The sequence below is a fragment of the Citrobacter sp. Cf087 genome (assembly GCF_030334285.1).
GTDB lineage: Bacteria > Pseudomonadota > Gammaproteobacteria > Enterobacterales > Enterobacteriaceae > Citrobacter > Citrobacter freundii.
Map to the genome: position 1 here is coordinate 673519 of NZ_JAOWED010000031.1, position 22034 is coordinate 695552.

General features: G+C 50.9%; 25 protein-coding genes, 2 tRNA genes and 2 pseudogenes. 10 read left to right on the plus strand and 19 right to left on the minus strand.

The features are described from left to right. The first annotated feature begins 23 nt into the window (after window positions 1-23). Together cobT and ldtA are read left to right on the plus strand one after the other, a co-directional pair. Entirely contained in the window at window positions 24-1088 is a 1065-nt protein-coding gene (gene cobT, locus OGV57_RS19795) for a nicotinate-nucleotide--dimethylbenzimidazole phosphoribosyltransferase (RefSeq protein ID WP_054528528.1), read from the plus strand. A gap of 127 nt (window positions 1089-1215) precedes the next feature. Beyond that, window positions 1216-2145, plus strand: a complete 930-nt coding sequence (gene ldtA / locus OGV57_RS19800; protein WP_032936776.1) for a L,D-transpeptidase — start codon at window positions 1216-1218, stop codon at window positions 2143-2145. 24 nt (window positions 2146-2169) lie between these two features. Here ldtA and OGV57_RS19805 read toward each other — a convergent pair whose 3' ends face one another. The 5 genes from OGV57_RS19805 to mtfA form a co-directional block, all read right to left on the minus strand. Next, the gene (locus tag OGV57_RS19805) at window positions 2170-2853 is read right to left on the minus strand and encodes an ABC transporter ATP-binding protein (protein WP_054528527.1); all 684 of its coding nucleotides are present in this window, start codon (window positions 2851-2853) and stop codon (window positions 2170-2172) included. 10 nt (window positions 2854-2863) lie between these two features. Then, window positions 2864-4552: an ABC transporter permease gene (locus OGV57_RS19810; RefSeq protein WP_003844223.1), complete on the minus strand. Its 1689-nt coding sequence runs from the start codon at window positions 4550-4552 to the stop codon at window positions 2864-2866. Continuing rightward, entirely contained in the window at window positions 4536-5573 is a 1038-nt protein-coding gene (locus tag OGV57_RS19815) for an extracellular solute-binding protein (protein WP_046670003.1), read from the minus strand. Before OGV57_RS19815 ends, OGV57_RS19810 begins: the two co-directional genes overlap by 17 nt. 259 nt (window positions 5574-5832) lie before the next feature. Further along, window positions 5833-5908, minus strand: a tRNA-Asn gene (locus OGV57_RS19820). A gap of 132 nt (window positions 5909-6040) precedes the next feature. Further along, a complete protein-coding gene (gene mtfA, locus OGV57_RS19825) occupies window positions 6041-6805 on the minus strand; it encodes a DgsA anti-repressor MtfA (RefSeq protein WP_003839056.1) in 765 nt (254 codons plus the stop codon). Window positions 6806-6898: 93 nt separating this feature from the next. Between mtfA and OGV57_RS19830 the strand changes: the two genes are divergently transcribed. Further along, window positions 6899-6988: transfer RNA gene (locus tag OGV57_RS19830), tRNA-Ser, on the plus strand. A 27-nt stretch (window positions 6989-7015) separates the two neighbouring features. Here the strand turns inward: OGV57_RS19830 and OGV57_RS19835 are convergent. Then, window positions 7016-7195: pseudogene (locus OGV57_RS19835) on the minus strand (hypothetical protein); the annotation flags it as partial. A gap of 296 nt (window positions 7196-7491) precedes the next feature. Here OGV57_RS19835 and OGV57_RS19840 point away from each other — a divergent pair. Further along, window positions 7492-7824, plus strand: coding sequence for an EmrE family multidrug efflux SMR transporter (locus OGV57_RS19840; protein WP_003839058.1), 333 nt, complete (start codon window positions 7492-7494; stop codon window positions 7822-7824). 102 nt (window positions 7825-7926) lie between these two features. On the opposite strand, the gene OGV57_RS19845 is transcribed toward OGV57_RS19840, so the two are convergent. Continuing rightward, the gene (locus tag OGV57_RS19845) at window positions 7927-9093 is read right to left on the minus strand and encodes a porin (protein ID WP_032936822.1); all 1167 of its coding nucleotides are present in this window, start codon (window positions 9091-9093) and stop codon (window positions 7927-7929) included. 441 nt (window positions 9094-9534) lie between these two features. On the opposite strand from OGV57_RS19845, the gene OGV57_RS19850 reads away from it, so the two are divergent. The 3 genes from OGV57_RS19850 (at window position 9535) to OGV57_RS19860 (ending at window position 12182) form a co-directional block, all read left to right on the plus strand. Beyond that, the gene (locus OGV57_RS19850) at window positions 9535-10227 is read left to right on the plus strand and encodes a phosphohydrolase (RefSeq protein WP_054528526.1); all 693 of its coding nucleotides are present in this window, start codon (window positions 9535-9537) and stop codon (window positions 10225-10227) included. A 76-nt stretch (window positions 10228-10303) separates the two neighbouring features. Further along, window positions 10304-11734, plus strand: a complete 1431-nt coding sequence (locus tag OGV57_RS19855) for a DNA cytosine methyltransferase (RefSeq protein ID WP_054528525.1) — start codon at window positions 10304-10306, stop codon at window positions 11732-11734. Continuing rightward, window positions 11715-12182 (plus strand): very short patch repair endonuclease, encoded by a 468-nt coding sequence (locus tag OGV57_RS19860; RefSeq protein ID WP_048232273.1) that lies wholly within the window; start codon window positions 11715-11717, stop codon window positions 12180-12182. Before OGV57_RS19855 ends, OGV57_RS19860 begins: the two co-directional genes overlap by 20 nt. Here the strand turns inward: OGV57_RS19860 and yedA are convergent. After that, a complete protein-coding gene (gene yedA / locus OGV57_RS19865) occupies window positions 12174-13094 on the minus strand; it encodes a drug/metabolite exporter YedA (protein WP_003839069.1) in 921 nt (306 codons plus the stop codon). The two genes, OGV57_RS19860 and yedA, sit on opposite strands and share 9 nt — an antisense overlap. A gap of 175 nt (window positions 13095-13269) precedes the next feature. On the opposite strand from yedA, the gene OGV57_RS19870 reads away from it, so the two are divergent. Together OGV57_RS19870 and OGV57_RS19875 are read left to right on the plus strand one after the other, a co-directional pair. Next, window positions 13270-14184, plus strand: a complete 915-nt coding sequence (locus OGV57_RS19870) for a DUF808 domain-containing protein (RefSeq protein ID WP_169316136.1) — start codon at window positions 13270-13272, stop codon at window positions 14182-14184. Window positions 14185-14261: 77 nt separating this feature from the next. Beyond that, the gene (locus OGV57_RS19875; protein ID WP_003030415.1) at window positions 14262-14447 is read left to right on the plus strand and encodes a YodC family protein; all 186 of its coding nucleotides are present in this window, start codon (window positions 14262-14264) and stop codon (window positions 14445-14447) included. A 206-nt stretch (window positions 14448-14653) separates the two neighbouring features. Here the strand turns inward: OGV57_RS19875 and yodD are convergent, their stop codons facing one another. Further along, entirely contained in the window at window positions 14654-14881 is a 228-nt protein-coding gene (gene yodD, locus OGV57_RS19880; RefSeq protein ID WP_003030417.1) for a YodD family peroxide/acid resistance protein, read from the minus strand. 163 nt (window positions 14882-15044) lie between these two features. On the opposite strand from yodD, the gene dsrB reads away from it, so the two are divergent. Then, a complete protein-coding gene (gene dsrB, locus OGV57_RS19885; protein ID WP_003030419.1) occupies window positions 15045-15233 on the plus strand; it encodes a protein DsrB in 189 nt (62 codons plus the stop codon). Window positions 15234-15287: 54 nt separating this feature from the next. On the opposite strand, the gene rcsA is transcribed toward dsrB, so the two are convergent. The 10 genes and pseudogenes from rcsA to fliJ form a co-directional block, all read right to left on the minus strand. Continuing rightward, window positions 15288-15911: a transcriptional regulator RcsA gene (rcsA, locus tag OGV57_RS19890; RefSeq protein ID WP_003030421.1), complete on the minus strand. Its 624-nt coding sequence runs from the start codon at window positions 15909-15911 to the stop codon at window positions 15288-15290. Window positions 15912-16189: 278 nt separating this feature from the next. Beyond that, window positions 16190-16985, minus strand: a pseudogene (gene fliR, locus OGV57_RS19895) (flagellar biosynthetic protein FliR). A gap of 8 nt (window positions 16986-16993) precedes the next feature. Further along, window positions 16994-17263: a flagellar biosynthesis protein FliQ gene (gene fliQ / locus OGV57_RS19900; RefSeq protein ID WP_003030425.1), complete on the minus strand. Its 270-nt coding sequence runs from the start codon at window positions 17261-17263 to the stop codon at window positions 16994-16996. Between the two features lie 9 nt (window positions 17264-17272). Continuing rightward, window positions 17273-18010, minus strand: a complete 738-nt coding sequence (gene fliP / locus OGV57_RS19905) for a flagellar type III secretion system pore protein FliP (protein ID WP_003030427.1) — start codon at window positions 18008-18010, stop codon at window positions 17273-17275. Beyond that, window positions 18010-18387, minus strand: coding sequence for a flagellar biosynthetic protein FliO (gene fliO / locus OGV57_RS19910; protein ID WP_085951576.1), 378 nt, complete (start codon window positions 18385-18387; stop codon window positions 18010-18012). The genes fliP and fliO overlap by 1 nt, the downstream gene beginning before the upstream one ends. Further along, entirely contained in the window at window positions 18387-18800 is a 414-nt protein-coding gene (fliN, locus tag OGV57_RS19915) for a flagellar motor switch protein FliN (protein WP_003030433.1), read from the minus strand. The genes fliO and fliN overlap by 1 nt, the downstream gene beginning before the upstream one ends. Continuing rightward, window positions 18797-19801, minus strand: coding sequence for a flagellar motor switch protein FliM (fliM, locus tag OGV57_RS19920; protein WP_003030434.1), 1005 nt, complete (start codon window positions 19799-19801; stop codon window positions 18797-18799). Before fliM ends, fliN begins: the two co-directional genes overlap by 4 nt. Before the next feature lie 4 nt (window positions 19802-19805). After that, window positions 19806-20273: a flagellar basal body-associated protein FliL gene (gene fliL / locus OGV57_RS19925; protein WP_003030435.1), complete on the minus strand. Its 468-nt coding sequence runs from the start codon at window positions 20271-20273 to the stop codon at window positions 19806-19808. Between the two features lie 104 nt (window positions 20274-20377). After that, the gene (gene fliK, locus OGV57_RS19930) at window positions 20378-21592 is read right to left on the minus strand and encodes a flagellar hook length control protein FliK (protein WP_032936829.1); all 1215 of its coding nucleotides are present in this window, start codon (window positions 21590-21592) and stop codon (window positions 20378-20380) included. After that, complete coding sequence (gene fliJ / locus OGV57_RS19935) at window positions 21589-22032, minus strand: flagellar export protein FliJ (RefSeq protein ID WP_003030438.1); 444 nt, start codon at window positions 22030-22032, stop codon at window positions 21589-21591. The genes fliK and fliJ overlap by 4 nt, the downstream gene beginning before the upstream one ends. Window positions 22033-22034: the final 2 nt, after the last annotated feature.

Genomic DNA, 22034 nt, shown 5'->3' on the forward strand with positions numbered 1-22034 from the left:
CCAGCCCACATACTGGAACCCTTATGCAGACTTTAACCTCTTTACTCCGCGCGATCCCATTACCTGACAGTGCCGCGATGCTGCGCGCGCAGCAGCATATCGACGGCTTGCTTAAGCCGCCGGGAAGCTTGGGGCGACTCGAATCTCTCGCCGTGCAATTGGCCGGGATGCCTGGCCTGAAGGGTGTGCCGCATGTGAATGGCAAAGCGATGCTGGTGATGTGCGCCGATCACGGCGTGTGGGATGAAGGGGTTGCCGTTTCACCTAAAGTTGTCACGGCTATACAGGCTGCCAATATGACGCGTGGAACGACCGGCGTCTGCGTCCTCGCCGCTCAGGCGGGGGCGAAGGTCCATGTGATAGATGTGGGGATTGATGCTGAACCTATTCCCGGCGTGGTGAATATGCGCGTGGCACGCGGCTGCGGCAATATAGCCGAAGGCCCGGCAATGAGCCATTCGCAGGCCGAGGAGCTGTTGCTGGAAGTCATTCGCTATACCCATGAACTGGCCAAAGACGGCGTAACGCTGTTTGGTGTCGGTGAGCTTGGTATGGCAAATACTACACCTGCGGCGGCCATTGTTAGCGTGCTTACCGGCAGTGATGCTGAGGAAGTCGTGGGTATTGGCGCTAACCTTCCTCTTTCTCGGGTGGGGAATAAGGTAGAAGTTGTGCGTCGGGCAATTGCCGTCAATCAGCCAGATCGCCATGACGGTGTCGATGTGCTGGCTAAAGTTGGTGGGTTCGATCTTGTCGGCATGGCAGGGGTAATGTTGGGGGCGGCCTCCTGCGGCCTGCCGGTCGTGCTGGATGGTTTTCTTTCTTATTCCGCTGCGCTGGCGGCCTGCCAGATTGCACCACAAATTAAACCCTACCTAATCCCGTCACATTTCTCCGCTGAGAAGGGCGCCCGTACCGCGCTGGCGCATCTTGAATTGGATCCATATCTGAATATGGGGATGCGTTTGGGCGAAGGCAGTGGGGCCGCGTTGGCGATGCCTATTGTTGAGGCTGCTTGTGCGATGTACAACAATATGGGGCAGTTAGCCGCCAGTAACATCGAGCTTCCGGATGGTAAGGAAGCGTAGTTACCGCTCAACCTGAACCTCGCCTGTTGGCGAGGTTTTTTTATGCGCAAATATGTCGTAACCCACTAAAACAGATAATAAAAGCTATAATTAACGGATATCTGCTGCGACGAAGGAAAGGAAAAAGATGCGTCGTGTAAAACTGCTTTGTTCACTCATTATGCTGCTTGCGAGTCAGGGCGCGCAGGCGGTGAGTTATCCACTGCCGCCAGAGGGCAGTCGCCTGGTGGGTAGCCCTTTGACTATTACGATTCCACCAGGTAATACCAAGCCGCTGGAGGCATTTGCCGCTCAGTACGGGCAGGGGTTGAGCAATATGCTTGAAGCCAATCCGGGCGTCGATGTTTTTCTGCCTAAATCGGGTTCAACGCTGGTTGTGCCGCAGCAACTGATATTACCGGATACCGTACGCGAGGGGATTGTCATCAACGTCGCCGAGATGCGGCTTTACTATTATCCTGCTGGCAGCAATACGGTTGAGGTTTTACCCATTGGCATTGGTCAGGCGGGTAGAGAAACGCCGCGCAACTGGGTGACGGCGGTAGAGCGTAAGCAGGAAGCACCAAGCTGGACACCGACGCCAAATACCCGACGCGAATACGCCGCTCGCGGGGAAAGCTTGCCAGCATTTGTTCCTGCCGGGCCAGAAAATCCGATGGGCCTGTATGCAATTTATATCGGCAGGCTTTATGCCATTCACGGGACAAATGCCAATTTCGGTATTGGTCTGCGGGTAAGCCAGGGGTGTATCCGTTTGCGGAATGACGACATCAAGTACCTGTTTGATACGGTGCCTGTAGGGACCCGTGTACAATTAATTGACCGACCGGTGAAATACAGCGAAGAGCCGGACGGTAGTCGTTGGGTGGAAGTGCATGAGCCGCTGTCGCGAAATCGTTCGGAATACGAGTCTGACAGAAAGGTACCTTTGCCAGTCACTCCCGCTCTGCGTACCTTTATCAGCGGGAATGACGTGGATGTGAGCCGTGGGAACCAGGCACTGGAAAGACGTTCCGGTATGCCGGTGAACATCAGCCTGGTACAGAAACATTATTAATTTTCAGGGCGACTCTGGTGACCTTCAGGTCGGATGGGGCGCTTTTTTTATTTGATACTGCCCCATTTTTACCACGCCAATATGGTCTGCCATTAGTTGAGCTTCGTGTTCGCTGTGGGTAACCAACAGCGCCGTTTGCCCGGCGGCGCGCAAAATATCCCGTACCTCGTTGCCAAGACGTTCACGCGTGCGCTTATCAAGGCTGGAGAAGGGTTCATCGAGCAACAGGATTTCCGGATGTGGCGCCAACGCGCGCGCAAGGGCGATACGCTGTTGTTGCCCGCCGGAAAGCTCATGCGGATAGCGGTTGGCATGGCTGTGTAACTCCACCATTTTCAGCAGCTCAGTCACTCTGGCCTGTTGTTCCTCACACGGCATGCGACGCAATCCAAAGGCCACATTTTGCTGCGCGGTCAGATGGGGGAATAACGCATATTCCTGGAAGACCATGCCAACATGACGTTTTTCCGGTGGCAGATGAATGCCGGGACCGGCAACACGGCGCTGTGACACATAGATCTCTCCGTTTTGCAGGCGTTCAAATCCGGCAACTGCGCGTAGCACCGTGGTTTTCCCGCAGCCTGAAGCGCCCAGCAGACAGGCGATTTCACCTTTATGTACGGACATTGAAAATCCGCTCAGTACCGATTGCTGGCTGTTGCCATAAGTAACGTGTACATCCTGGAGTCGTAATGCAATTTCTGACATTGTTGCTCTCTTAACCACGGCGAGTCATTTGATGACGCACCAACAAAATAACCGGTAGCGTGCCAGCTAAAACAATCATTAGCGCGGCGATAGCACCTTCTTCATAGGTTCCACGGGCTGCTTCCGCATACAACAATGTTGCCAGCGTTTCGAAATTGACCGGGCGCAAAAGCAACGTTGTTGGCAGTTCTTTCATGGCATCGGCAAAAACCAGCAGGGCACTGCTGACTAACGCTGGGCGCAGCAGGGGAAAATGGACCCGTGCAAACGTCCCCGCGCCATTCTCACCCAACAGACGAGACGCCTGTTCCAGCGAGGGGGGGATACGGCCCAGACCAGAATCCAGTGCGCCAATGGCAATCGCCTGGAATCGCATGGCACAACAAATTACCAGCAGGATCCCGGCGGACATCAGCGGCAGACCACGAACATCCAGTAAATCGGCCAGCCAGCGGTCTACCGCCATGGCGGGGGTCAAAAAACCAATTGCCAGAATTGTGCCGGGAACCGCATAGCCTAAAGAAGCCAGACGCATCACGCCGCGACGAAATCCTGGCATGGCGTTGTCGGCGGCGCTATGACGCGCGCTCCAGGCCACTAACATACTGACGCAAACCACCACCAGCGTGGTTCCCGCCGCCAGCGATAGCGTATTTTGTAATGCTGATAGTAACGAAGAGGAAAGCGGATTCTCATCACCTATGCGTTTGGCGCTTTCCCACATTAAAAACAGAACCGGAGCCAGAAAACCCAGCAGGACAGGCAGTGAAATAACGCCACCAAGCAGCCAGCCACGCCAGCCCTGCACGCGCGTAGGTTGAATTTCCCGTAGGCTGCGACTGCTGAATCCTTGTTTTCTGCGACCATAAAATTCCAGCGTCAGAATAAGGAATATAAACATCAGCATCATGCAGGCAATTTGTGCCGCGGCAGATAAATCAGAACGCGAGATCCATGTGGTGTACACGGTAACGGTTAACGTCTGTACCCCGAGAAACTCCGATGCGCCAATATCGTTGAGCGTTTCCAGCAGTGCAAGGCTGATCCCAACGGCCAGTGCCGGACGGGCCATGGGCAATGCAACACGAAAGAAGGTTCCGGTTGCGCTGCATCCCAGCGTGCGTGCGGCTTCCAGTAAATGGGCCGGTTGGCTAATAAACATGGCACGGGTTGTCAGATACACGTATGGGTAAAGCACCAATCCGAGTAGGATGATTGCGCCGGAAAGTGAGCGTAAATCTGGCAGACGGAACTGTCTTGGGCTGTCAAAACCCAGTAAAAAACGGATAAAGGTTTGCAGGGGGCCAATCGGATGCAGCAGATCAAGCCACGCAAAGGCCACAATGTAGGTCGGCATCGCCAGCGGCAACAGTAACGCCCAGCTAAGTATTTTACGTCCGGGGAAATCCCATGCCGTTACCGCCCATGCGCTGCCTACGCCAATCACGCCGACCATCACCGCGACACCGGCTAATAACAGCACGGTATTTTTTAGTGCGGCAGGTAGTACATACGTCAGGAGATTATCCCAGTGAGATAAATCGGCCTGGGTAGCCTGCCAAATCAGCGCAATGATCGGTGTCAGAACGCCAAGCGCTACGCACAGTGCGCCAAGATGTAGCGGCGTTAATAATGACTGCGGCCCGGAAACCAGGCCGCGTAACGTCGGAAACTGCAGAGGTTTATTGATCGAATCCAACTTTATCTACCAGCAGACTAGCTTGTTTACGATATTTAACGATTTCGGTTAATGGTGTTTTATCGACGTCGATTTCGCCAATAGTTGCGTTGATAACCGGGTCAAGCGTCACGCCTTTCAGTACCGGGTATTCGAAGTTCGCTTTCGCATACTGCTGCTGGGCAGGTGCTGAAACCAGATATTCCATCAGCTTAACGGCATCGGCTTTATTTGGCGCATAGCGGGCTACAGCTGCACCACTGATGTTGACGTGTGTACCGCCATTTTCAAAGGTAGGTTTAACGACTTTAATCGCATCGCCCCATTGACGCGCATCGCTGCCTTCTTTGGCATTTTTCATATGGCCGACGTAATAGGAGTTGGCGAGACCAATATCGCAAATGCCGCCGAGGATATCGCGAGCAACATCGCGATCGCCACCAGTAGCTTTACGCGCCAGGTTAGCTTTCACACCGCGCAGCCATTCTTCGGTCTTTGCTTCGCCGTGATGAGCAATCATTGCGGCGATCAGCGCCGTGTTATACGGGTGCTGTCCGGAACGAATACAGACTTTACCTTTGTACTCAGGGCTGGCGAGTTTTTCGTAATGCCAGTTATCGATTGGCAGTGACTTCTCGGCATACAGCACGCGGGCACGCATCGATAGCGCAAACCACTGATTATCTGCACCGCGCAGATTAGCCGGAATAGCGGTTTTCAGTGCTTCTGACTCTACTGGCTGAGTTACACCCGCTTCCACTAAATCAATGAGATTACCGGCATCGACGGTCATCAGCAGGTCGGCAGGTGAATTTTTACCTTCAGCTTTAACGCGCTCAAGCATACCGTCCTTGATATAGACCGTACTGACTTTGATGCCGCTGGTTTTGGTCCAGCTATCAAGCAAAGGCTGGATCAGACCCGGTTCACGGGTTGTATAGAGCGTTAACGTTTCCTGAGCGAAAGCCGGTAGGCTAACTGAGAAGACCAGGGAAGAGGCAAGAGTGATACGGCGCAGTCCGGCGCGAGGCAGAGAATTCATCGTTTATATCCCAGAGTAATTGGAACGTACAGTGAACCGAGCGAGGGCTCGTTCCTTTGGCTCGCGTACAATAAATGATAATCACTAGCACTTACAATAATTGCAAAGTTTAAACGATTTACATTTACATAACTTTAATCAACGTTGTGATGCGGCATGTAACGGGGTGCGGAGCAGGCAGGGTGCTTATCAGAGGGGATTTTATAGCGACCGAAAAAGCAAAAAGCCTGCTTAGTTTCCTAAGCAGGCTTCTTAAATTTGGCTCCTCTGACTGGACTCGAACCAGTGACATACGGATTAACAGTCCGCCGTTCTACCGACTGAACTACAGAGGAATCGTGTGAACGAGGCGCATATTACTGACCTCGCCATGAGGTGTCAACAGTAAAATTAGCGCGTCATTTCAATTGCTTAATTAATCTTCAAATTCAGCGTTAATGCACATTTGGTGAGCGATAATGACCATCTTAGCGGGTATCGCGTAACCGCTCCATGGGGTTCTGGCGGTAAAACTGAATAAAACGCTGCCATAAGGCCGGAAAACGTGGCGCAAATAATTCAGGAGCACTGAAGAAATACTCCGAAAGAACGGCAAAGCATTCGGCCGGGTCGGTTGCTGCGTAAGCATCTATACTGCACGCGGTTTCACCGACCAGATCAATTTCATCCTGAATGTTATTCATTGCGGCATACAGGTCGTGCTCCCAACCGGCAATATCTCGCAGAGGGATCGCCGGAATACCGCTGGCGCGGTCGCCATTACGCATATCAAGCTTATGTGCCACTTCATGGATGATCAGATTAAAGCCGGAGGCATCAAAAGAATCCTGAATGTCGAGCCAGTTAAGGATTATCGGACCTTGCTGCCAGCTCTGCCCGGACTGTACAACCCGTTGATTATGCACCAGCCCAATATCGTCTTCCCATTCATCGTCAACGACAAACGGGGCAGGGTAGATGAGAACTTCATGAAACCCGTCGAGCCACTCGATCCCTAATTCCAGGACAGGCAAACAGAAAAGCAGCGCAATGCGCGCACTTTTCAGTGGGTCAAGTTCAAACCCCTGAAGCGCTACCAATCTTTTTTGCTGTAAAAAGCGCTCGGCCAGGGCGATAAGTCTGGCTTGTTCTTGCTCGGTGAGATTCACCAGAAGAGGAATAGCCTGGGCGTCGTCCCACGGCCAGTCGTCACTCCGGGTTGTTTCTTGCTCTTTCCAGGGCCACTTAATCATCGTTTTGCTCGCAAACTCGTCACTTGAACGAAATTGACGGAACGGGGTCTGTTAAAATGCCAAATTACCTGGCATCATGGCAACCGCCAAAACGGAGAGATGCCAGAGCGGCTGAATGGACCGGTCTCGAAAACCGGAGTAGGGGCAACTCTACCGGGGGTTCAAATCCCCCTCTCTCCGCCACTATTCAAACACTTAGCTCAATTCCTTTCAACGACTCATGTCACACTTGGTATAGTGTCGGTATATTCGCTTAGTATAAAGCTCGCCATCATCATGTTCTGATTTGCCCAATACTGGAAGATCCAGTGTGGGGGAAATTTTCACTTTTCTGTCATAAACCGCAACCTGGCGTTCAGTTTTGTGATCTGAGAATAGTTGTTTGTCCTTTCTCGTTTCTATCAAGTTTTTTTCCTGCGGCTCAAAGTTAAACCAGGGGCAGGGTAGCTAACGTTATTTTGGCTTTTATGCTAGAAGAAGATAGCCCCAGAAACCAGGCCGTTAGAGAAATTAGCAACAAGCCTCGAGAATAAATCTGACAGTTATCTTTGAGCGATGAGCGGGCGCACAAGACGGTGACAAGATTGCAATATTTGTTGGGGTTATGCCCACGACTTGTTTTGGATAAACTCACTTAACCCTTTGTGATACGATAATTATCTTAGATTGTCACATGGGGCCAGATTTTGAATTCATACATTTTCCTTGCCGGGGCCATTGTAGCTGAAGTAATAGGTACAACCCTGATGAAGTTCTCTGACGGGTTTACACGTCTATGGCCATCTGTCGCAACCATTGTGTGCTACTGCACTGCTTTTTATCTTCTCGCTCAGACGCTTTCGACGATTCCAACGGGTATTGCGTACGCAATTTGGTCAGGTGCTGGAATCGTATTAATCAGCCTTTTGGGCTGGTTGGTAAGTGGGCAAAAGCTGGATTTCCCGGCGATCGCAGGCATGTTCCTGATTTGCGCTGGGGTTCTGGTTATCAATATTTTTTCAAAATCTTCCCCGCATTAATTCTAAAAGAGTGTCGGATATCTGGCGCTGTTAGCAGAGCTTATCCCTGTGCGGTGAAAAAGCCCGCTTGGTATGAAGCGGGCTTGCGTATTTTTGTCGTAATTAGAACTGGTAGACTAAACCAACGGCAACGATGTCGTCAGTTGCGATACCATTGCTTTCATAGAAGCTGTCGTCTTCGTCCAGCAGGTTGATTTTATAGTCAACGTAGGTGGACATGTTTTTGTTGAAGTAGTAAGTCATACCCACTTCAACATATTTGACCAGATCTTTGTCGGTGTAGCGTGGGGTGCCATTGCTATGGTGATCCCAGCCACCTAAGTCGACACCTTTAGATTGCAGGAATGCAACGGACGGGCGCAAACCAAAGTCAAACTGGTATTGTGCAACAACTTCGAAGTTCTGCGTTTTGTTGGCGATACCGCCTTTGTCATCACCATAAGCGGTCATATTGCGGGTTTCGGCATACATTGCAGCCAGGTATACGTTGTTAGCGTCATATTTCGCGCCAACAGTCCATGCATCTGCTGTTTCACCACCAGCATATTTACTGGTGTAGCTACGATCATTGCGACCTTCAGCAACTTGATTGTTAGAACGGTCAGAACTGGAGTATGCAGCGCCAAGACTTAAACCGAAGTCGAAGTCATAAGAGGTGGACATACCGAAACCGTCGCCGTTCTCACGTGTCAGGTCCCGACCTTTACCATTACCGGTACCTTCGCCTGAACCACCATCTTCATTATTGCCTTGATACTGCAAAGCAAAGTTCAGGCCATCAACCTGACCAAAGAAACCATTATTACGGTAAGTGGCCACGCCATTGGTACGACCGGTCATATACACGTCGGTCTGGGTGTAGGTGTCACCGCCAAATTCCGGCAGCATATCTGTCCAGGCTTCTACATCGTAGACGACGCCGTAGTTACGACCGTAGTCGAAGGTACCGTTCTGGCCAAAACCTAAACCGGCAAAGGCCAGACGAGTTGCAGCATTTGCGCCTTCACCTTCAGCAGTATTGGCCTTAATGTTGTATTCCCACTGACCATAACCGGTCAGCATGTCGTTGATCTGTGTTTCGCCCTTAAAACCCAGACGGGCATAGGTCTGATCGCCATCGTCGCCAGGGTTATCAGAGAAATAACGCAGACCATCGACTTTTCCATACAGATCCAGTTTATTGCCGTTTTTATTATAGATTTCAGCCGCATTTGCTGCGCCTGCAGCTAATAAAGCAGGGAGAAGCAGTGCCAATACTTTTCTTTTCATTATGTATTCCCTTTGCATGATAATTAAAATGAATATGTAGTACTATCCAAGCAACTACATTTGGATACTATCTATGAAGTTCATTTAATTTAAAACATAACATGTAACAAATGTATTTAAAATATTTCTAAATGTTTCATTGATGTGTTTTTATAACTAAAAATATATGTTTGATAAATTGTTATTTGTCACATAAATCATTTTTAATCAATATTTTATGTATATCTAGTTATTTATTTGAAACTTGAATTTTATTTGTGCGGAGTATTTGTTTTTGTTATTCATATAATATGGTTGTTGATATTGATATTATGGTTTCTATAAATTCATGTGGATTTTGTTTTTGGTGCGATAATAAAAGTTAATTATGTAATGGGGCAGGCAGTGGTTTGCAATGAAAATTGTTGCTAAGGTGATTTTCTTTCTACAAAGGGAGATAGCATGAAACTGCACGACTGGCAGTCGCAATTTGAAGCTTGGTTAGCTGATAACCATTCCGGACAAGATGCTGCGCATGACATCTTTCACTTTCGTCGTGTGTGGATGACGGCGCAAAAGCTGAGTACAGATGCTACTGTAGACTGGCTAGTGGTGTTGACCGCGTGCTACTTCCATGATCTCGTCAGCCTGCCAAAGAACCATCCTGAGCGTCATCGTTCGTCGGTACTGGCAGCTCTGGAAACGCGTCGCATTTTGATACGCGATTTTCCGGATTTTCCACAACAAAGAATACCTGCCGTGTGCCATGCCATTGAGGCGCACAGTTTTAGCGCCAAAATTGCACCAGAAACCCTTGAAGCGAAAATCGTGCAGGATGCGGACCGGCTTGAGGCGCTGGGGGCTATCGGTCTAGCGCGCGTATTTGCTGTGTCTGGTGCGTTAGGCGTGGCGCTATTTGATGCGGAAGATCCGTTTGCCCGCCAGCGTGGCCTTGATGACAAACAGTACGCGCTCGATCACTTCCAGACCAAGTTATTGACGTTGCCGTCGACGATGCAAACTGAACAAGGACGACATTTAGCGCAGCATAATGCTGACTTCTTACTGACGTATATGGCGAAGCTGAGTGCGGAGTTAAAAGGAGAGTATGAAATGCTGGATCTTGACGCGATTCAACCCTTTAAAGCACGTTAGTCGCCAGTACAGCCGCAACGTCAACCACACTATTTTATGTTAATCTGTCGGTTATCCATTTCGGCCGGTTAAATGTATGCAGGATAATTTTTCAGTAGCAGGCTCCATGAACCCGATGACAGATGATAACAAGGCCGCCGCGCAGGTGATTTTGGCTAAGTTGCTTGAAATATATGACGTGAAAACCCTGGTTGCTTATCTGAACGGTGTTGGCGAGAACCGCTGGAGTCCGGCCATCTTTAAGCGAGTGGTGGCGAACGAAACATGGCATCGCCTCAGCGACAATGAGTTTACTTATCTGAATTCCTTGCTGCCGACGCCACCTGCGCATCATCCGCATTATGCCTTTCGATTTATCGATCTGTTTGCCGGCATTGGCGGGATTCGTCGCGGCTTTGAGGCAATTGGTGGGCAGTGCGTGTTTACCAGCGAGTGGAACAAGCATGCGGTGCGTACCTACAAAGCGAACAACTATTGCGATCCCTTCCAGCATCACTTTAATGAAGATATTCGTGATGTCACGCTGAGCCATCAGGATGGGGTGAGCGACCAGCAGGCGGCAGAACATATTCGCCAGCACATTCCAGAACATGATGTACTGCTGGCGGGATTTCCTTGTCAGCCCTTCTCCCTGGCCGGGGTGTCAAAGAAAAATGCGTTAGGGCGGGCCCACGGTTTTGCCTGTGATACACAAGGCACACTCTTTTTTGACGTGGTGCGCATTATCGACGCTCGTCGACCTGCAATATTTGTGCTCGAAAACGTCAAAAACCTGAAGAGTCACGATCAAGGCAAAACGTTTCGCATCATTATGCAGACGCTGGACGAGCTGGGGTATGACGTGGCAGATGCGGCAGATAACGGTCCGGACGATCCGAAAATTATCGATGGGCAACATTTTTTGCCTCAACATCGCGAACGTATCGTGCTTGTCGGCTTCCGACGCGATCTGAATTTGAAATCAGACTTCACGCTGCGGGATATTGTCACGCGTTATCCGCAGCGGCGTACTACGCTGGCGGAACTGCTTGAGCCGACCGTCGATGCGAAATATGTGCTGACGCCGGTGCTGTGGAAATACCTCTACCGCTATGCGAAAAAGCATCAGGCGCGGGGAAATGGATTTGGCTATGGCATGGTGTATCCCGGTAACCCTGATAGCGTAACGCGCACATTATCTGCGCGTTATTATAAGGATGGGGCGGAGATTCTGATTGACCGTGGCTGGGATATGGCGCTGGGTGAAAAAGATTTTGACGATCCTCAGAATCAGAGACACCGCCCTCGCAGACTTACGCCCAGAGAGTGCGCGCGCCTGATGGGGTTTGAATCTCCGCAAGGCTATCAGTTCAGGATCCCCGTGTCAGATACTCAGGCTTATCGCCAGTTTGGTAATTCGGTGGTCGTTCCGGCATTTGCGGCGGTGGCCAGGCTGCTGGAGCCAAAAATCAGGCAGGCAGTTGCTATTCGCGAGAAAGAGAACCTGCATGGCAGACGTTCACGATAAAGCAACACGCAGTAAAAATATGCGGGCGATAGCCACCCGCGATACCGCAATTGAAAAACGCCTTGCCAGCGTGCTGACAGAGCAGGGGGTAACGTTTCGCGTGCAGGATGCGACGTTACCCGGTCGCCCCGATTTTGTGGTGGATGATTATCATTGTGTGATTTTTACTCACGGTTGTTTCTGGCACCACCACAATTGCTATTTGTTTAAAGTCCCCGCGACACGAACGGAATTCTGGCTGGAAAAAATAGGCAAAAATGTCCAACGCGATGCGCGGGATTGTGAAAAATTGCAGGCTCTTGGCTGGCGCGTACTGATTGTCTGGGAGTGCGCCCTGCGTGGTCGCGAAAAGCTGGATGATGAAGCGTTATCTGAACGTGTCAGCGAGTGGATCTGCGGCGGTGGCGACACCGCGCAGATCGACACTCTCGGTATTCATTTACTGTAATGTTTTTTCCGACGAACTCGCGACGGCATCCGCTTTAACAGGGAACAGGTATTTCCCCAATGTTACCAGCACCACAGCAAACACGATCACGCCGAGCGCCAGCCATTCGATAGGGGCCAGTCTTTCTCCCCCCAGACCGGTACCTAACAGCACCGCAACAACCGGATTGACGTAGGCGTAGCTGGTGGCTAGCGCCGGGCTGACATTGCGGATCAAGAACATATACGCATTAATGGCAATAATGGAGCCAAACAGGGCCAGGTAAGCCACCGCCATAAAGCCGGAAAATGTTGGCATGGTGGTCAGTTTTTCCCCGGAGAGTAACGATGCGCACATCAGCACAATACCGGCTGCTAACATTTCAATGGCTCCGGCCATCATGCCAACGGGCAGCGTAATGCGTGAACCGTACACCGAGCCAAACGCCCAGCTTATCGAACCGATCAGGATTAAAATAGCGCCCCACGGATTGCCACTTAAATTGCCTCCGCTGTTCAGCATGATGATCCCTGCGAGCCCAATCGCTATTCCCAACCATTCCAGTTTGCGCGTTTTGATGCCAAAAAAGTGGCTAAAACACAGCGTAAATAGCGGGACGGTGGCGACCACCACGGCGGCAATACCGGAAGGGACATTTTGATGTTCTGCGACGGTGACCAGTCCATTACCCACAGCCAGCAGCAGGATACCAATTAACGCGGCGTTCAGGATTAAGCGTAAGGGGGGGAGCTTATGCCCGCGAATAAGTAAAAAACTTGTTAATAAAATTCCCGCAGAGAGAAAACGTACGGCTGCCATCATTAACGGCGGCCAGCTTTCAACACCAATGCGAATAACGAAGTACGTGGAACCCCAAATGATGTACAGCGCGAATAGCGCACTGAAAAGCGGTAACAATTGCCTGAAACGCATAATCCCTCACGGTAGAAATAAAAAGGTGCAACATAGTAAACGTCAAAACTATCTTACTGGCGAGATTTATAATTACGTGTCGATGTTAAAAACTTGTTGACCAGAAAGGTCAGTTTCAGCATGGCGTGTTTTACTTCATACTTATGACTGCAAAAAAATAATATTGAGGGTCAAAATTTTGGCAGGAAGTAGCTTACTAACCTTACTCGATGATATCGCCACGCTGCTGGATGATATATCAGTGATGGGAAAATTGGCCGCGAAAAAAACCGCGGGCGTGCTGGGAGATGACTTGTCGCTTAATGCGCAGCAGGTATCGGGCGTGCGGGCGAACCGTGAACTCCCGGTGGTCTGGAGCGTGGCGAAGGGGTCGTTTGTAAACAAAGTTATCCTTGTACCGTTGGCGCTATTGATAAGCGCATTTATTCCCTGGGCGATCACCCCATTATTAATGGTAGGTGGGGCGTTTCTCTGTTTTGAAGGGGTAGAAAAGGTTCTGCATACCCTGGAGGCGCGTAAGCACAAAGAAAGCCCGGAAGAGCGTCAGCAGCGTCTGGCTGCTCTGGCCGCACAGGATCCACTCACCTTTGAGAAAGATAAAATCAAAGGGGCAATACGTACTGACTTCATTTTGTCTGCCGAGATTGTTGCGATTACGCTGGGTATTGTAGCGGATGCACCTTTGCTGAATCAGGTGTTGGTGTTATCGGGTATCGCGTTAGTGGTGACTGTGGGCGTGTATGGCCTGGTCGGGATTATCGTTAAGCTTGACGACATCGGGTACTGGCTGGCAGAAAAACGTAGCCAACTTGCCCAGTCGCTGGGGAAAGGGTTGTTGGTGGTTGCTCCCTGGCTGATGAAAACACTTTCTGTGGTCGGTACATTGGCGATGTTTTTGGTGGGGGGCGGTATTGTGGTACACGGAATATCACCGCTGCATCATGCGATTGAACATTTTGCTCAACAGCAAAGTACATTGATTTCGCTAATGCTTCCGACCCTGCTTAACCTGGTGCTCGGCTTTATCATCGGTGGGATTGTCGTTCTGCTGGTGAAAGCTGTCGCCAGACTGCGCGGAGTTTCGCACTAATTGTTACAGGACTGATTATGCAAAACGCCTCTTTGTCATCTAAGGTGTAAAGGTTTCTCTTGATACAGGAGGCAGGTATGGTCTTTTCTGTCAGTGAGGAAGTCACCTCCAAAGAGGGTGGCCCACGTATGATCGTTACCGGGTATGCCAGCGGAATGGTGGAGTGTCGCTGGTACGACGGCTTTGGCGTTAAACGGGAAGCATTCCGTGAAGATGAACTGGTGGTGCCGGGCGAGCGAAGACAGCTCTGTCAGGATGCCTGAACATTTGACTCGACCGTAACCTGGTGATCTCTCACCCATTAGTTATATTTATCATTTTTGTGAGAATTATTTACTTGTCAGGCAAAAAAATTGCAGATAAGGTTTGGTTCACATCAGATTTTCTGGTGTAACGAATTTACAAGTGCTTCTTGCATAAGCAAGCTTGATCCCGACCCGATAAGGGCCGGGATTTTTTTCGCCCTCAGTCAGCGATTGATCTCCGATACGCTAAAGTCATGGATATCAAGCTCGAACGCGTCGGCCAGTTCATGCCATGTATGGTAATCTCGGCCGTCGACGCTAACGCGCTCCGGGTCATCCTGGCTGCGATGAATTTCACTCTCGCAGATTTCGTTGATTGCCTTTAGCAGCGCGTCGACATCGACGCTGACTTCACGTTTGGCCGTATCGCTGTACTCTTTCGCGGTTTTCATCCTCATACCTCTCAACCGTTAAGGATACCGGGGGAGCGTACCCAAACATCAGATACGCACAACTTAAGTATAGACCGTCGATAAAACCCGCAATCGCGCGTGCAGAGCGCTGCCAGAAAAAGGAATTTGTTCTACACTGGCACAAAGCCACAGGAGGAAAACTATGAAGGTGAATGATCGGGTCACAGTCAAAACGGACGGCGGTCCTCGTCGACCGGGCGTGGTACTGGCAATCGAAGAGTTTAGTGAAGGCACCATGTACCTGGTTTCGCTGGAAGACTACCCGCTCGGTATCTGGTTCTTTAATGAATCAGGTCATCAGGATGGTATCTTTGTGGAAAAAGTGGAGTGAGATGAGTTCCGCTGTTTGATTCTGACTGGTGGAGTCGCCACCAGTCAGAACGTCTTAGCGCATATTCACAAAGATACCATTGGTGACGTTATCCGTAAGCCTCACAACGTGATAGATAACTTGCTTATTATGCGTCTTAATCTTTCGTTTTATATTCCCCTTATGGGATGACACCGTCTTGGCTTTGATATTCATTTGATCCGATATCTGTATTGTTCCCTGACCCTCCATCCACATACGCAGCATGCTGGATTCGGTTCGACTTAATGATAATGTCGGCAGATTCACATCAATAGCAATATCTACTTCTTTTTTCAGAATATCGCCAAGTAGTTTATCCAGTGAGTCAGGTTTAATCGATTTAGAACTAATCAATAAGTTTTTTCTGACGAGTAGATATTCATCAAAATGCACGTTGGCAATTGCCATAAACACAATAAATAATGTGCTGGGATGCTGATTAATGATTTGCTTTATTTGCTGGCTATTAGCAGGATCGTGGATAAAGCAGTCCTCATTAATAAACACCACAGCGGGTTGTTGAGAGACACAGGCGAGACTGAGTTCATCAACGTTGGAAATGTTGTTGATTTCCCTTTTTTTCACTCCCCGACTTACCAGATACCCGGTTAACCCTAGTCGGGTGTAACTGCATAAATCCATAATAATCGTTGACATGGCATACCCTCACTCAATGCGTAACGATAATTCCCCTTACCTGATTATTTCATCACAACTAAACGGAATAATAACGACCCAAGATGACGCTTTCGCTGTTTTTCAGGCGAATTTACTATCCCGTAAAGTTGCGTATAATTTGCCAGGAAACATCTTAAAGTAAAGTGAATGTTGCGTTATGTGAGTGAGGCAAAAACAAATAAGCCGCGACAGAGATATCCTGGTGGATGTTGTCACTTTTTAAAATTAGGACAATCCTTAGTAAAACAGGATAAAAATTAAGGGTTATTATTTTCCAGGCATTTCGCTAACGATATCGGCCAGTAAATTAAAAATCTCACTGAATAATCGTTCGCAGAATGGCGCAATTAATGGCATTAGCGCCGCCATTAGTGAAATACCTACGGTCAGAGTGAGAGGAAAGCCGATGACGAAAACCGACAGCTGTGGCGCCATGCGATTTAACAAACCAAGTGCGAGGTTCAGCGTGAGTAGCAGCGTCATTACCGGCAGGGCCAGCATTAGCCCGTTGAGGAAAATCAGGCTGCCCGCCCGTGCCAGCGCGAGAAACGCATTGCTGTTCACCGGATTGCCACCGATGGGCAGAGTATGAAAAGTATCTACCAGCAGCGAAATCAGCCATAAATGACCGTTAAAGGTCAGGAACAGCAGCATGGCGAGCATGTCGATCAGTCGTGCCAGAACCGGCATATTCAGACGGCTACCGGGATCGAAGAACGTCGCGAAGGAAAGGCCCATTTGCAGGCCAATTAATTCCCCGGCGGTACGTACCGCGGCAAACGCAAACTGCATGGTGAAGCCTAAAGCGATACCGATCAGGATTTGTTGCATTGCCTGCCATAGTGCGCCGATCGAAAAGATGGGGACGTCAACGGCGGGAATTGACGGGGCGATAACGACGGTTATCATCAACCCCAGCCCCAGCTTTACCCGTTTGGGGATGGCTCGTTCACTGAGGATGGGGGCCGTTGAGATGAGCGCCAGTATGCGCAGCAAAGGCCAGAAGTATAAATTCAGCCAGTGGAGCCACTCAACGCTGGTCACCTGCAACATAACGTTGTCTACCCGATGATATAGGGGATATTGCTGAACAGCGTACGCACGTAGTCGAGCAGCAGGTTAAGCATCCACGGGCCAGCAACAATGATGGCAATAAACACCGCGACAATTTTGGGAATGAAGGACAGCGTCATTTCGTTAATCTGGGTCGCCGCCTGCAGAATACTGATGATAAGACCTGTGACGAGAGCGACCAACAGCAAAGGCGCAGCAAGGGCCAGGGCGACTTTCATCGCCTCTGTGCCCATCATCATGACCGATTCAGGAGTCATTTCGCGCCTCTAACTGTAAAAGCTTTGTGCCAGCGAGCCGACAAGTAGCTGCCAACCGTCTACCAACACAAACAGCATCAGCTTAAACGGCAACGCGATTGTGGCTGGCGGTACCATCATCATCCCGAGCGCCATCAGTACGCTGGCGATCACCAGGTCGATAATCAGAAACGGAATAAAAATGGTAAAACCTATCTGGAATGCTGTTTTCAACTCACTGGTGACATAAGCGGGTAGCAAAATTCGCATCGGCACGGCTTCTGGTCCCTGTAATGGACCGCTGTTTGCTAAGCGCGCGAAGAGGGCCAGATCGGCTTCACGGGTCTGGCGCAACATAAACTCACGCAGCGGCTGGGCGCCTTTCTCCATAGCTTCCTGCATGGAGATCTTCTCTTCGCTGAACGGTTGATATGCGTCGACGTAGATTTTATCGATCACTGGCGACATGATGAAAAAGGTCAAAAAGAGCGCCAGGCCCAGTAGCACCTGGTTAGGTGGTGCAGAGGGGGTACCCAGCGCATTTCGCAGGAGACCGAAAACAATGATGATGCGGGTGAAGCTGGTCATCATCAGCAAAATTGCAGGCAGGAACGTCAGCGAGGTGATGAACACCAGTGTCTGCACGGGCAAAGACCAGCTTTGTCCGCCGCCCGGCAACGGCTGACTAACCAGACCCGGGAGTTGGGCGAGGGCAACGGGACTGAAAAGCCACAAGCCTGCCAGCGTGAGGGATAACAAACGGCGCATCAGGATCTCCCAGGACGCTTAAGCAAACTCTTCATCATGGCCTGGAAATCCGCAGGGGAGGCCGTTTTTTCTTCTGCATCGGCAGGTGCCGGGGGCAGGGTGTGCAGGACGTTAATCTGCGAGGCTGTGACACCCAGTACCAGACGGGCATCTTCGACCTCGACAATCACCACGCGCTCACGTGGACCCAATGAGGTGCTGGCTGCGACTTTCAGCCCGCGAGTACCGGCACTTTTGGGGGCAAATCCCAGACGTTTAATGACCCAGGCCACCGCCAGGATCAAGACGATGATCCCGAGCAGCGCGCCGCTTACCTGCACCAGCGGTGAACCGGGAACGGCGGCGGGTTGAGAAACGGTAGCCTGGGTATTCATGATTAACGGCTCAGACGGCGCATACGTTCAGACGGGGTGATAATGTCAGTGATACGCACACCGTATTTATCCGCGACCACGACGACTTCGCCCTGGGCAATCAGATAACCGTTGATCAGGATATCCAGCGGTTCGCCTGCCAGACCATCCAGTGCGACAACCGACCCCTGCGTCAGGCGCAGCAGCTCTTTGATGGTCATGCGGGTACGGCCCAGTTCGACGGTCAGTTTGACCGGAATGTCCATGATCAGGTCGATGTCCTGCAAAGCACCGCTGACGTCGCCGCCACCTAACTGCTGGAATACCGCATCGGCCGCACTTTTGGTGGGCGTGGTTTTTTGCTCGTTTAACGCGTCAGCCCACAGATCGTCCAATGCGCCAGTGTTCTCATCGGACGGATTATTCATATCACTCATTTGGGCTGTTCCTCATTCAGCGAATTCAAAATCGGGTTTATCAGATGTTCTACGCGTAACGCATACTGACCGTTTACAGTGCCATACTGGCTGGTCAGCACAGGCACGCCGTCCACATGAGCAATAATGCGGTCGGGTTTTTCAATCGGCAGTACATCGCCGGGTTTCAGTTTTAAAATCTGGGATAGCCGCAGCGGAATGTCGGCAAAGTTTGCCACCAGCTCCAGCTCAGAATGCTGAACCTGACGCACCAGATTATTGCGCCAGTTCTGATCTTCATTACGCGAGTTTTCCAGCGGCGGATTCACCAGCAGCTCACGCAACGGCTCAATCATGCTGAATGGCAGACAGATGTTAAATTCACCGGTCAGGTTGCCAATTTCAACGTGGAACGGGGTGTTCACCACAATGTCGTTCGGGGAGGTGGTGATATTGGTAAATTTCACCTGCATCTCGGAACGGACGTATTCCACTTCCAGCGGGTTGATGGCCTTCCACGCGTCGCTGTAGCTTTCCAGCGCCAGCTTCAGCATGCGGTTGATAACGCGCTGTTCCGTGTGCGTAAATTCGCGGCCTTCCACTTTCGTCGGGAAACGACCGTCACCACCGAACAGGTTGTCTACGGCGATAAATACCAGACTTGGTGAGAACACCACCAGACCCGTACCGCGCAGCGGCTTCAGGTGGATTAAGTTCAGGTTGGTCGGAACCGGCAAGTTGCGCGCAAATTCGTGGTAAGGCTGGATACGGATCGCCCCCACGGTAATATCTGGGCTACGGCGCAACAGGTTAAATAACCCCATACGGAACTGGCGCGCGAAGCGTTCGTTAATGATCTCCAACGCCTGTAAACGCTCACGTACCACGCGACGCTGAGTGTTGGGATCATAAGGACGAATATCGCTTTCTTTTGCGATACCTGAAATGGGTTCGTCTTTGGTTTCGCTATCGCCGTTCAGCAATGCGTCGATTTCTGCCTGAGAAAGAATACTGTCGCCCATGTCTTTACCGCAGAATAAAAGCTGTATAAAGAACGTCGGTGACAACCTGTTTCGGTTGCCCAACAACAAGCGGAGTCGCCAGCGTCTCTTTGATGGCGGTAATCAGCTGTTGCTTACCTTCCTCGGTGGCGAGTGTGGCCGCATTCTGACGAGAAAATAGCAGCAGCAAGCGGCTGCGCACTTCCGGCAGATATTCGTTAAGACGTGAACGTGTCGCCTCATCTTTCATGCGCAGTGTGATACCGATATACAGCACACGGTCTGCATCACCCAGATTGACGGTAAAGGTATCCAGCGCAAAGAACACCGGGGCTGGCGGTGGAGCCGGTTCCGCTTTGACGCTGGCGGAAGGCTGCTGCTGCATGCGCCAGTAGCTATAACCTGCAGTTGCGCAGGCGGCGAGGGTAATTAATACCAGCAGAGGGATCCAAATAGCGCGTTTACTTTTTTTGTTAATCGCGGAGTCAGTCATCAGATACGGGCTTCCTGTTTCGGTACAGCTTATGGGCTGATTATCCCGTGTCCTGTCCACGACAAAGCGTGGAAAAGACGCGGATAATCATGCTACCTCTGGCGTTAGGCGAAGATGTCTACTGCGCCATCGCCGCGGGCAGCGGCTTGCAGCGAGGCTGGGGTTGCCAGTATTGCGTCATCTTCAGCGGCAAAAATGTCTTGTCCTTGAGCGCGACCAGACTGCTGTTGCTGTCCGGAAGACTGCTGATGGCCAGCGAAGCTTTCACTGCTGATGTTGCTTTGCCCCAGTTGGATCCCGCTTTCAGCCAACTGTGTACGCAGCATCGGTAATGCGGCTTCCAGTGCGGCGCGCACGTGACTGTGCGGTGAAACCATTTGTAACTGTGCGAGGTTATCGTCCAGCTTGAGCGAAATATGTACCTGACCCAGGTCCTGCGGATGCAGACGCAGCTCTGCGCTTTGCTGGCCCTGGCGCGTGAACAAGGTGACGTGCTGGCTCAGCGATTGCTGCCATTCATGGCTACCTAACGGAGCGCTTAACACCGGCGCGGCCGTCGGTAACGGTTGTGCGTGTGTTTGTGGACCACTTAGCGGGGCCGCAGTCATGCCAATGCTGGTCGGTGACGGGGTGCTGTCGATTTCAGCTCTGGCGTTCACTGCTGCCGTCAGCGGGGTTAATGTTGGATTGTTTGCCTGATTAGCACCACCGCCAGCAATCGTGACATCCGCTTTGCCTTTTTTGGCATCGCCCGGCAGTAATTCGTCTGCATTATCAGTCGCCGCGCCGTGTACCGCGCCTCGTGACAATGCGGAAAGCGCCGCATCAACAGGGGCTGGTGCGCTGTCGACGGCAGGCGTAGCCAGTGGTTGTCCTGGCAGCATGGCGAACAACGCGCTCAGGTTGGCGAGATCGTCATCACTCAGCGTAGTGTTTTTTTCGTCCTGCTGAGCGACTTTGCCCAGTGTCGTCAGGGCATTCGCTTTCAGTGAAGGCGTGAGAGCGGACAACAGTTGCTGAGCGTCAGTCATGTCGGCAAGAGAAGTCTCGGTTTGCAGCTCCTGTTGCGCCAGCAGATCGGTTAATTTGACCGACGGTGTGGCATCGCCATTTTTTTGCAGCAACCCTTTTTGCAGCTTGCTGCCAGCCGCTTTTAAATCGGCAAGCGACAGCGGGGCATCTTTACCTTGTGCGTCGCCCGCACCTAATGCGCCAGCCAGCAGCGCTAAAAAATCCTCGGGTGAATCTACCGCTTTGCCTGACTGAAGACCTGCGGCTACATCGGTGTCGGTGGTAATCAGTTGGGGTAAAGTAATCATTCGGGTTTCCTCATAGCTGCGCGCTGAGCAAATTCATCCATTTTTTTCTGATCCAGACGGTTTTCGGCCAGTAACGCCGCCGAGGTTTGTCTGTCCTGCAACGTCTGCCACGCCTGTAATCGTTGTTTTTTGTCGCGCCAACTGTTCAATGCCTGGTCTACTTTCTGTGTCCATTGATTGAGCTGTTGGCGATGTTGCTCAATCGCTTTTTCCAGCGTCTGAATAAATTGTTGGTAATTGATCCAGCGATTGCTGGTAATACCCTGGCCCATGTCGTTGTTCAGATTGTTGCGATACTCATGCTGATAATCGATCAGCATTTTCAACTGCTCTTCCGCCTGCTGACAGCCACGACGCATCTCTCCCAATAAGACAGCAGCGTCATCTACCTCTTTTTCAGCCAGGTCTTTCAATGTTGCTAATGCACCATGTTGTGCCATGA

What these genes read in the sequence shown, in the direction of transcription:
- cobT (WP_054528528.1), top strand. Translation starts at nt 24, where the DNA reads ATGCAGACTTTAACCTCTTTACTCCGCGCGATCCCATTACCTGACAGT.
- ldtA (WP_032936776.1), top strand. Translation starts at nt 1,216, where the DNA reads ATGCGTCGTGTAAAACTGCTTTGTTCACTCATTATGCTGCTTGCGAGT.
- OGV57_RS19805 (WP_054528527.1), bottom strand. Translation starts at nt 2,853, where the DNA reads ATGTCAGAAATTGCATTACGACTCCAGGATGTACACGTTACTTATGGC.
- OGV57_RS19815 (WP_046670003.1), bottom strand. Translation starts at nt 5,573, where the DNA reads ATGAATTCTCTGCCTCGCGCCGGACTGCGCCGTATCACTCTTGCCTCT.
- mtfA (WP_003839056.1), bottom strand. Translation starts at nt 6,805, where the DNA reads ATGATTAAGTGGCCCTGGAAAGAGCAAGAAACAACCCGGAGTGACGAC.
- OGV57_RS19845 (WP_032936822.1), bottom strand. Translation starts at nt 9,093, where the DNA reads ATGAAAAGAAAAGTATTGGCACTGCTTCTCCCTGCTTTATTAGCTGCA.
- OGV57_RS19850 (WP_054528526.1), top strand. Translation starts at nt 9,535, where the DNA reads ATGAAACTGCACGACTGGCAGTCGCAATTTGAAGCTTGGTTAGCTGAT.
- OGV57_RS19855 (WP_054528525.1), top strand. Translation starts at nt 10,304, where the DNA reads ATGCAGGATAATTTTTCAGTAGCAGGCTCCATGAACCCGATGACAGAT.
- OGV57_RS19860 (WP_048232273.1), top strand. Translation starts at nt 11,715, where the DNA reads ATGGCAGACGTTCACGATAAAGCAACACGCAGTAAAAATATGCGGGCG.
- yedA (WP_003839069.1), bottom strand. Translation starts at nt 13,094, where the DNA reads ATGCGTTTCAGGCAATTGTTACCGCTTTTCAGTGCGCTATTCGCGCTG.
- OGV57_RS19875 (WP_003030415.1), top strand. Translation starts at nt 14,262, where the DNA reads ATGGTCTTTTCTGTCAGTGAGGAAGTCACCTCCAAAGAGGGTGGCCCA.
- yodD (WP_003030417.1), bottom strand. Translation starts at nt 14,881, where the DNA reads ATGAAAACCGCGAAAGAGTACAGCGATACGGCCAAACGTGAAGTCAGC.
- dsrB (WP_003030419.1), top strand. Translation starts at nt 15,045, where the DNA reads ATGAAGGTGAATGATCGGGTCACAGTCAAAACGGACGGCGGTCCTCGT.
- rcsA (WP_003030421.1), bottom strand. Translation starts at nt 15,911, where the DNA reads ATGTCAACGATTATTATGGATTTATGCAGTTACACCCGACTAGGGTTA.
- fliQ (WP_003030425.1), bottom strand. Translation starts at nt 17,263, where the DNA reads ATGACTCCTGAATCGGTCATGATGATGGGCACAGAGGCGATGAAAGTC.
- fliP (WP_003030427.1), bottom strand. Translation starts at nt 18,010, where the DNA reads ATGCGCCGTTTGTTATCCCTCACGCTGGCAGGCTTGTGGCTTTTCAGT.
- fliN (WP_003030433.1), bottom strand. Translation starts at nt 18,800, where the DNA reads ATGAGTGATATGAATAATCCGTCCGATGAGAACACTGGCGCATTGGAC.
- fliM (WP_003030434.1), bottom strand. Translation starts at nt 19,801, where the DNA reads ATGGGCGACAGTATTCTTTCTCAGGCAGAAATCGACGCATTGCTGAAC.
- fliL (WP_003030435.1), bottom strand. Translation starts at nt 20,273, where the DNA reads ATGACTGACTCCGCGATTAACAAAAAAAGTAAACGCGCTATTTGGATC.
- fliK (WP_032936829.1), bottom strand. Translation starts at nt 21,592, where the DNA reads ATGATTACTTTACCCCAACTGATTACCACCGACACCGATGTAGCCGCA.
- fliJ (WP_003030438.1), bottom strand. Translation starts at nt 22,032, where the DNA reads ATGGCACAACATGGTGCATTAGCAACATTGAAAGACCTGGCTGAAAAA.